Below are 8383 nucleotides of genomic sequence, written 5' to 3'. Positions count from 1 at the left end.
CGTCGCGGCCGTGCATGGTGCCCATCGCGTGCTCGATGTAGTCCACGTCCGGCGTGTACTGCTCGACCCAGGCGTCCCAGTCCCGCGTCTCGGCGGCCCGGGCGACCGTCTCCTCGAACTTCTCGAAGGCGGCCGACAGCTCGTCGCGGGAGAATTCGCGCGTGGTCACGAGGGCTCCTTCGCACCGTTACACGTCATCGCCGGAGTGTAGCCTGGGCAACGTCTTCGGTTCCCGAGGAGGAAAGCTATGACAACGCGCAAGGCTATCCTCGCCGGCGGCTGCTTCTGGGGCATGCAGGACCTGATCCGCAAGCAGCCCGGCGTCGTCTCCACCCGCGTCGGCTACACCGGCGGCGACGTCCCCAACGCGACCTATCGCCACCACGGCACCCACGCCGAGGCGATCGAGATCGTCTACGACCCCGCGGTCACCGACTACCGCACGATGCTGGAGTTCTTCTTCCAGATCCACGACCCCACAACGAAGAACCGTCAGGGCAACGACCTGGGCCCCAGCTACCGCTCGGCCATCTTCTACCTCGACGACGAGCAGAAGCGGATCGCGCTGGAGACCATCGCCGACGTCGACGCGTCGGGCCTGTGGCCGGGCAAGGTCGTGACCGAGGTCAGCCCGGCCGGCGACTTCTGGGAGGCCGAGCCCGAGCACCAGGACTACCTGCAGCGCTACCCCCACGGGTATACCTGCCACTACGTGCGTCCCGGCTGGAAGCTGCCGCGCCGGGCCACCGCCGACCAGTAGGGCTCAGCGCCGGCGGACCACCACCCGACCGCCGTCCTTCGGCGTGAACGCGACACCGCGCGAGTGCCAGCGCTCGCCGGGCGCCGTCGTCGTCTCGATGGTGAAGTGGCGCAACACCGTTCGCAACACTACGTCCATCTCCATGTTGGCGAACGCGGCCCCCACGCACCGGCGGGTACCGCCCCCGAACGGGATCCAGGCGGCCGCCGGCGGCTTGTTGCCCAGGTATCGTTGCGGGTCGAAGCGATCCGGGTCGGGGAAGACCTCGGGATTGCCGTGGATCTGCGAAATGCAGACCAGGATCGAATTGCCTTGCGGGATGACCCATTCCCCGAGTTGGTAGGTCGGCGAACAGACGTGGCGGGCGGCGAAGTCGATGACCGTGCGGACCCGCTGCACCTCGAGTATCGCGGCCTGCCGCAGCTCGTGGCCGCCGTCGTCGACCTCGGCGACCAGCGCGCGCAGCACGTCGGGGTGCCGGCTCAACCGCTCGAAGGCCCAGCCCAGCGTGGCCGCGGTCGTCTCGTGCCCGGCGGCCAGCAGCGTCAACAGCTCGTCGGCGATGTCCTTGCGCGACATGACCGATCCGTCGTCGTAGGTGCTGCGCAGCATCAGCGCGAGCACGTCGGTGCGCTCCGCGAAGTCGGGATCCGCGCGCGCGGCGTCGATCAGCTTGTCGATGATGACGTCGTAGCGGCGGCGCCACGCCCGCAGCCGACCCCAGGGGCTGAAGCGCCCATAGGTCCGCCGGGGTTTCGGCAGGGCGGCCAACCGCGAGCCCAGCGTCACCCACGGCGGGATGAGCCGGCGCAACTCGTCGAGTTCGGCGCCCTCGGCGCCGAACACCGCACGCAGGATGGCGTTGAGGGTGATCCGCATCATCGAGGGCAGCGTCGCGAACGGCACGCCTTCGGGCCAGTCCGCGATCTCGCGCAGCGCCTCTTCCTCGATGATGCTCTCGTAGTTCTTCATGCTCTTGCCGTGGAACGGCGGGGCCAGGAGCCGCCGCCGCTGCCGGTGGTCCTCGCCTTCCAGGCCGAACACCGAGCCGGAGCCGAACAGCCGGCTCAGGTTGGGCCGGATGTTGCCGAGCACCTCGGGGCTGGTGGTGAAGACCTGCTTGGCCAACTGCGGGTCGCCGACCACGACCTGCTGACCGTAGAGCGGGATCGCGACCGTGAAGACCCGGCCGTACCGGCGCGCGAGGCGGCTCATCATCGACCGCCGGGCCGTGGCGAACGCGAGGGCCTGCAGCATCGGTGGCAGGCGCGTGGCCGGAGGCATCCGTACCGCCGGGGGCGCGTCGGTGACGACTTGGCTCATTTCGGTGATCTCCCAACACCTGTCGCCCCTCGCCGGGGCGGTACCGCCATGTACCGCAGGTCTTCCCCGGTACGGTACTTTGGGTACCACTTTCTGACAAGGGTGTCGCGATCACGAAAGGGGCACCGGCGGTGACCTCAGCGATGACGGCGGCCGCCGACGACGCGGTCGGCGACCCGCCGGGCAAGGCCGATCCGTTCCGGCTCCGGCTGCTCGAGGGCCTCGCCACCTCGATCGACGAGCGCGGTTACCGCGCCAGCACCGTCGCCGACATCGTCCGCAACGCCCGCACGTCCAAACGCACCTTCTACGACCGGTTCGCCAGCAAGGAAGCGTGCTTCCTGGAACTGCTGCAGGCCGACAACGAGAAGCTGGGACACGGCATCGCCGCGGCGGTCGACCCCGAAGCCGACTGGTCCGTGCAGATCCGGCAGGCCGTCGAGGCCTACGCCGGACACATCGAGGCCCGGCCCGCCCTCACGTTGAGCTGGATCCGTGAGCTGCCCTCGCTCGGTGCGATCGCCCGGCCCGCACAGCGCCGCGGGATTCAGCTGCTGTCCGACCTGCTGATCGATTTAAGCGCCAGCCCGGGGTTCCGCCGCGCCGGCCTGCCACCGCTGACCGGATCGCTGGCCGTGATCCTGCTGGGCGGGTTGCGCGAACTGACCGCCCTGGCGATGGAGGACGGGAAGGCTGCGCGCGACATCGTCGAACCGGCCGTCGACGCGTCCATAGCCCTGCTCGGCCCGCGCGGTTAGGCTCGGCGCACACCCCTTCATCCCCTGGAGGCCCGCGATGCGGCTATCGACCCGGAATCAGCTCAAAGGCACCATCACCGAGGTCAACCTCGGCAGCGTGATGGCGATCGTGAAGGTGAAGCTCGACGGCGGCGAGCAGGTCGTCACGTCCTCGATCACCAAGGACGCGGCGGCCGAGCTCGGCCTCGCGGTCGGTCAGCCCGCGACCGTGTTCATCAAGTCCACCGAGGTCATGATCGGCGTCGAGTAGCGCCCGAGCGCCGTCGCGACACATAAACCACGCGCACGACACGCCGAAAAGCGCCACCGTAGTTTATGTCTCGCGGTCGCCGCGAAGAAACGTGCACAGCCGGTCCAGGACCAGCCAGGGCGCCTGCTCGACGATCCGGTGGCCGACGTCGGCGACATGGATCACCACGCCGCCGGGCAGATCAACAAACCGGTGTTCGACGCCGTCCAGCGCGGGCATCGTGACCATGCCTGGTGACCGTACCGGTTACGCCAGGAACCGCTCGACATACGGCGCGAAGCGCGCGCGCAGATCCCGCTCGCTCAGCCCGAACATCTCCGCCGAGGTCTCCACATTGCCCAGCCGGCCCCGGCGGTGCCCGCCGAGGTAGCCGGTGATCGCTGTGCGCGCCTGTTCGGTGAACGGCTCGCCGGCCAGGGCGTAGACCCGCTCGGCGACGCCGAGTTCGTCGGCGATGAAGTCGTCGAAGCGGACGTCGATCGAGCGTTGCGGGCCGATGGTGTCGCGGTCTCGGACCAGCGCGGTCAGCATCCCCTCGAGCCGGTCGACCCATGACGCCGCGATCCGCTCGACCGGCACCGACGTGCGGTGCATCCGCGCGGAATAGGTGATCATCGCGATCATCGACAGCGCCACCGGCACCGGGTCGCGGTGGGTGAACACCACGATGCTGTCACCGAACACCCGGTCCAGCACCGGCACCTGCTCGAGGTGCTGGGGCGACTTGAGCAGCCAGCGCCGTCCGCCGCGCAGGAACTGCATCGCCTTGAGCTGGGTGGCCAGATACCGGTAGTGCGGCGTCTGGTCGTGGACCCGGTAGTACTCGCGCCAGCGCGGCACCTCGGCGAGCGTCTCGAAGAGCATCGTCGAGAAGTCGTTGGCCAGCAACTGGATCTCTTCGTGGACGTGGTCGGTGGTCATTTCGTGCATCAGCGCGAGATGCGGCATCACGGTGTTGATCACCCCGACCGCGACGTCCATCCGGGCGCGCCGCGGGTCCGGCTCGGTTCCCTGCTCGGACGGCAGGGGAAAGGGTTCGACGCTCTCCCAGTACGGCATCGTGCGGAAGGTGGGCGCCGCCGCCAGCAGGTTGTGCAGGTGGGTGGTGCCGGTGCGGGGCAGCCCGGCGATCACCACCGGCGATTGCAGCGCGAGGCCGTCGATCTCGGGGTGCCGGCGCAGCAGGTCGGCCAGCAGCAACCGGTTCTTGAGCAACTGCAGCAGCTGCCCGTAGAAGTTGACGACGCCCGCCTCGTGCAGGCCGTCGATCTCCCGCAGCGCCGCGAGGTAGACGGCCAGCCGCTCGCGGTAGTCGTCGGGGCCGAAGTCGTGAAGGCCGGTGTCGGCGCTGGCCCGGGCGTGCAGCGCGTCGGCGTCCAACGGGCACAGCGGCGCCATCGAGGACATCATGTCGAGGATCTGCCGGGCTTCTTCACCGAAGCGCGGCTGGGCGAGGTCGTCGAGACGGACTTGGCTCACGGCGACTTATGTTACGTTGAGTTTCGTAATGGCAGTGGATTTTGGGCGCCCCCGTGACCCCCGCATCGACCGTGCGGTGCTGCGCGCGACCGTCGAACTGCTCGCCGAAACCGGATACTCTGGGCTGTCCATCGCCGCGATCGCCCAACGGGCCGGAACCAGCAAGCCCGCGATCTACCGGCGCTGGCCGGGCAAGGCACACCTGGTGCACGAGGCGGTGTTTCCGCTCGGCGCCGCCACCGCGATCCCCGACACCGGGTCGCTGCGGCACGACCTGCGCGAAATGGTTCGCCGCACAGTGGCTTTCCTGTCGACCCCGGCAGCCCGCGCGGCGCTGCCGGGTCTGATCGGCGAGATGGCGGCCGACCCGACGCTGCATTCGGCGCTGCTGGAGCGGTTCGCCGACGTCATCGCCGGTGGTCTCGCCGGCTGGCTGGCGGGCGCCGCGACCGCGGGCCTCGTGCGGGCCGACCTCACCGCCGCGGAGCTGGCCGAGGCGATCACCGGTATCGCACTGTTGGGCCTGCTCACCCGCTCCCGTGAACTCGGGGACGCGTGGATCGATCGCACCACCGAGTTGCTTCTGAAAGGAATCAGCGCATGACGCACGAGTCGACCGCGGCGTGGCGGGAGTTGCTGGAAACCCTCGGCGGGCTGGGCCGTTCGTTCCTGGAGGGCGACCGCGCGGTGAGCGACGACCGGCACGTCGCCGACGGCTACCGCATGCTCGCCACCACATTGGGCGTGGCGTTCGACACCTACCTGTTCGCCGAGCCCGGCCGGCCGCAGTTCGTCGCGGTCAACACCCCGTTCCGCCGCGACCGCCGCTGGGGCGGGGACAACACCGACGCCTACTACTTCCTGTGCCCGGTCGATCCGACACGGCGCTACCTCGTCAGCGGCAACAGGGGCGACAGCGTGTACTTCTCGCTGACCGCCTACAACGAACCCGCACCCGGTGCGTGGTCGGACCGCGTCGTGGCCATCGTCCGCGACAGCGACCTCGACATCGACGCCGGCGGCAACTTCTCGTTCGAAATCGGCCCCACCCCGGACGCCGCCGTGCTGATGACCCGCGACTACCAGGCCGACCCGCTGACCGGCCGCCCCGTCGACTGGCGGATCGAGGCCCTCGACGATCCGGCCCCGATCCGGCACGGCGACGCGGAAACCGCTGCGTCGCTGCGGTCCGCCGCTGCGTGGCTGCGCACCATGTTCGCGATCGTCCCGCTGGCCGTCGGGACCCGCGCCGATGACGAACACGCGCTCGGGCACCGAACCGCCCACGCCGCCAACGAATTCGCCGACCCCTACCAGGTTCCCGACGCCAACTTCGGCTGGTCGGCGCGCGACGCCTGCTACTCCTACGGCAGCTTCGTGCTCGCCGACGACGAGGCGCTGGTCATCACCCACCGGCCACCGTCGTGCCGGTTCTGGAACCTGGTGGTGTGGAACCAGTTCATGGCCACCTATGGGGCCGCGGAGGGCCCCGACGCGCGCTGCTCGATCAACGGCCACAGCGCCATGCCCAACGGCGACGGGTCGGTGACGATCGTGTTGTCCCGCGCGCGGACTGCCCACCCGAATTCGCTGACCACGCTCGGCTATCCGCGCGGCAACCTCGCCTTCCGCTGGTTTCTGTCCGACGAGGTGCCGGCCCGCCCGCAGGTGCGGCTCGTCAAGGCCGCCGACGCGCCGACGGCGGTGCGTTAGGCGGCTCGGACGAGCTCGATGGCGCGCCCCAGCGTGTCGAGCCTGGCCTCGAGCGTGTCGCCGGCGGGATAGAGCCGCACGGTGTGCACCCCGGCGTCGCGCCAGACCGCCAGCCGCGCGCGCACCATCTCCTCGGTTCCGACCAACGTGGTGCCCAGCACCATCTCGTCGGTCACCAGCGCCGCGGCGCCCTCGCGATCGCCGCGCTGCCAGCGCTCCCGCACCTCGGCGGCGACGTCGGCCCAGCCCTGCCGGCTGTAGGCCCGGTTGTAGAAGTTCGTGCTCGCCGACCCCATGCCGCCGAGACTGAACGCGAGTTCGGCCTTCCGGCCGGCGATCATGCCGCGCAGTTCGTCCTCGTCCGCGGCGAAGCCGGCGTCGGCGCCCTGACAGATGTCGAGGTCGGCGCGGGTGCGCCCGGCGGCGGCCAAACCCGCGTCGAGGTGGGCGAAATAGGCGCCGGACGCACCTTCCGGGACGAAGCTGGTGCCCAGCCAGCCGTCGGCGACCCTTCCCGTCAACCGCAGCATCGCCGGGGACAGCGCGGCCAGGTAGACCGGGATGGCGTGTTCGGCCCGCGCCGACAACCGCATCGGCACCGCCTCCCCGCCGGGGCGCGGGATCTGGAACTCGTTGCCCGCGTGCGATATCTTGCCGCCGGCGAACGCCTGCCGCACCGTGTCGACCGTCGTCGCGGTCCGCATCAGCCCACGCCGTGCTCGGCCAGCCGCTTGATCGCCGACAGCGTCTTGTCGATCGCGGCCTCGAACTCCCGGAGCCGTACGAAGACGATCTTCTGCTCCTTGTCGGGCATCGCGTCGATGGCCACCGACAACCCCGACCGCCCCGGCCCCATCTGCATCCAGTAGTTCAGAGCGGGCCGCCGTCGCGGGGGTGAGCCGGAAGCGCCAGGTGGCTGCGGGGTTGTCGGGTTCTACTACCGCCCAAGCGAATTCGCGGTGCTGGTCGCAGGCAGCGATCTGGGAGGTGGTGTCCCATCGTCCGAACGCGTGGTGCTCGTTGTGCCCGACGAAGCGGGCGTCCGCCCACTCCACCGACTGCAGCTCGTTGCTCAACGTCGGCATCAGCTTAATGTCGGAGACCAGGCTCCACACGCGGGCCGGGTCGGCGACGCTTCCACCGTCGGCCTGTCCGCATAGCTCGCGCCGGTCCATTCCACGCCGGCCACTGTCCACCGCAGGGCACCGGATGTGGACCAGCCAAACCGAATCGAGACCAGTGGACGCAGCCGCGACGCCTGGTCACGCCGCGACGAGAGCCTGCTCGGCCGGCTTGTCGGCCCCAGCCCTCCCCAGCACCGCGTCCGGCAGAGTCAGCCTGACGATCTTGCGGACGACGGTCCCGAACTGGCGCAGCAGCGGACCCCGGTTGTACGGGATGCCGTAGCGCTCGCAGATCTTCTGCACCTCAGGCGCGATCTCGGGGTAGCGGCGGGCCGGCAGGTCCGGGAACAGGTGGTGCTCGATCTGATGCGACAGGTTGCCGGACAGCAGGTGGAAGATAGTGCCGCCGGTCAGGTTCGCCGAACCGAGGACCTGCCGGAAGTACCACATGCCGCGGGACTCGTCCCTGGTCTCCTCGACGCTGAATTCCTGTGTGCCGTCAGGGAAGTGGCCGCAGAAGATGATCATGTACGACCACACGTTGCGCATCAGGTTGGCCGAGAGGTTGCCGGCGAAGACGAACGGTGCGAACGGCCCGGCCAGCAACGGGAAGGCGACGTAATCCTTGAGCGTCTGGCGGCGGGTCTTCTTCCAGATCTCGCGGAGTACCTCGCGCTTGTCGGCAAGCCGGATCTCGCCGGCGCGGATGCGCTCGGTTTCCAGCTCGTGCAGGGCGACGCCGTACTGGAACAACACCATGAGCAGGAACGCGTACAGCGGATTGCCCAGGAAGTAAGGCTCCCACGGCTGGTCCTCGCTCATCCGCAGGATGCCGTAGCCGATGTCGCGGTCCATGCCCACGATGTTGGTGTAGGTGTGGTGCATGTAGTTGTGCGAGTGCCGCCACTGGTCGGCGGGGCAGGCGGTGTCCCACTCGAAGGAGCGGCCGGAGATCGCCGGGTCGCGCATCCAGTCG

10 protein-coding genes and 3 pseudogenes are annotated in these 8383 nt (G+C 69.5%); 5 read left to right on the top strand and 8 right to left on the bottom strand.

What is annotated here, in order from left to right:
* Positions 1-169 (bottom strand): annotated as a pseudogene (locus AC2VOR_RS05400) (nuclear transport factor 2 family protein); the annotation flags it as partial.
* A gap of 78 nt (positions 170-247) precedes the next feature.
* Between AC2VOR_RS05400 and msrA the strand changes: the two are divergent.
* The gene (msrA, locus tag AC2VOR_RS05395) at positions 248-760 is read left to right on the top strand and encodes a peptide-methionine (S)-S-oxide reductase MsrA (protein WP_369741204.1); all 513 of its coding nucleotides are present in this window, start codon (positions 248-250) and stop codon (positions 758-760) included.
* 3 nt (positions 761-763) lie between these two features.
* On the opposite strand, the gene AC2VOR_RS05390 is transcribed toward msrA, so the two are convergent.
* Positions 764-2083 (bottom strand): cytochrome P450, encoded by a 1320-nt coding sequence (locus tag AC2VOR_RS05390; RefSeq protein ID WP_369741205.1) that lies wholly within the window; start codon positions 2081-2083, stop codon positions 764-766.
* Positions 2084-2226: 143 nt separating this feature from the next.
* On the opposite strand from AC2VOR_RS05390, the gene AC2VOR_RS05385 reads away from it, so the two are divergent.
* Together AC2VOR_RS05385 and AC2VOR_RS05380 are read left to right on the top strand one after the other, a co-directional pair.
* Positions 2227-2841: a TetR/AcrR family transcriptional regulator gene (locus AC2VOR_RS05385; RefSeq protein WP_369741805.1), complete on the top strand. Its 615-nt coding sequence runs from the start codon at positions 2227-2229 to the stop codon at positions 2839-2841.
* A 37-nt stretch (positions 2842-2878) separates the two neighbouring features.
* Positions 2879-3091, top strand: a complete 213-nt coding sequence (locus AC2VOR_RS05380; RefSeq protein ID WP_369741206.1) for a TOBE domain-containing protein — start codon at positions 2879-2881, stop codon at positions 3089-3091.
* Positions 3092-3154: 63 nt separating this feature from the next.
* Here the strand turns inward: AC2VOR_RS05380 and AC2VOR_RS05375 are convergent, their stop codons facing one another.
* Positions 3155-3319: a hypothetical protein gene (locus AC2VOR_RS05375; protein ID WP_369741840.1), complete on the bottom strand. Its 165-nt coding sequence runs from the start codon at positions 3317-3319 to the stop codon at positions 3155-3157.
* A gap of 18 nt (positions 3320-3337) precedes the next feature.
* A complete protein-coding gene (locus tag AC2VOR_RS05370; RefSeq protein ID WP_369741806.1) occupies positions 3338-4501 on the bottom strand; it encodes a sulfotransferase family protein in 1164 nt (387 codons plus the stop codon).
* 97 nt (positions 4502-4598) lie between these two features.
* Between AC2VOR_RS05370 and AC2VOR_RS05365 the strand changes: the two genes are divergently transcribed.
* A complete protein-coding gene (locus tag AC2VOR_RS05365) occupies positions 4599-5174 on the top strand; it encodes a TetR/AcrR family transcriptional regulator (protein WP_486963330.1) in 576 nt (191 codons plus the stop codon).
* Positions 5171-6283 carry a hypothetical protein gene (locus AC2VOR_RS05360; protein ID WP_369741208.1) on the top strand — a complete coding sequence of 371 codons (1113 nt, stop codon included), beginning with the start codon at positions 5171-5173 and terminating at the stop codon, positions 6281-6283. Before AC2VOR_RS05365 ends, AC2VOR_RS05360 begins: the two co-directional genes overlap by 4 nt.
* Here the strand turns inward: AC2VOR_RS05360 and AC2VOR_RS05355 are convergent.
* From AC2VOR_RS05355 to AC2VOR_RS05340, 4 genes and pseudogenes are all read right to left on the bottom strand, one after another.
* Positions 6280-6996: pseudogene (locus AC2VOR_RS05355) on the bottom strand (LLM class flavin-dependent oxidoreductase); the annotation flags it as partial. The gene AC2VOR_RS05360 and the pseudogene AC2VOR_RS05355 overlap by 4 nt on opposite strands.
* The gene (locus AC2VOR_RS05350) at positions 6987-7145 is read right to left on the bottom strand and encodes a hypothetical protein (protein WP_369741841.1); all 159 of its coding nucleotides are present in this window, start codon (positions 7143-7145) and stop codon (positions 6987-6989) included. The gene AC2VOR_RS05350 and the pseudogene AC2VOR_RS05355, both read right to left, overlap by 10 nt.
* A gap of 79 nt (positions 7146-7224) precedes the next feature.
* A pseudogene (locus tag AC2VOR_RS05345) lies at positions 7225-7368 on the bottom strand (SRPBCC family protein); the annotation flags it as partial.
* A gap of 177 nt (positions 7369-7545) precedes the next feature.
* A partial coding sequence (locus AC2VOR_RS05340; RefSeq protein WP_486963329.1) for a fatty acid desaturase family protein occupies positions 7546-8383 on the bottom strand: 838 nt, incomplete at its 5' end.

The organism is Mycobacterium sp. TH-M103, assembly GCF_057473785.1.
This window is presented reverse-complemented; position numbering and strand designations above follow the sequence as displayed.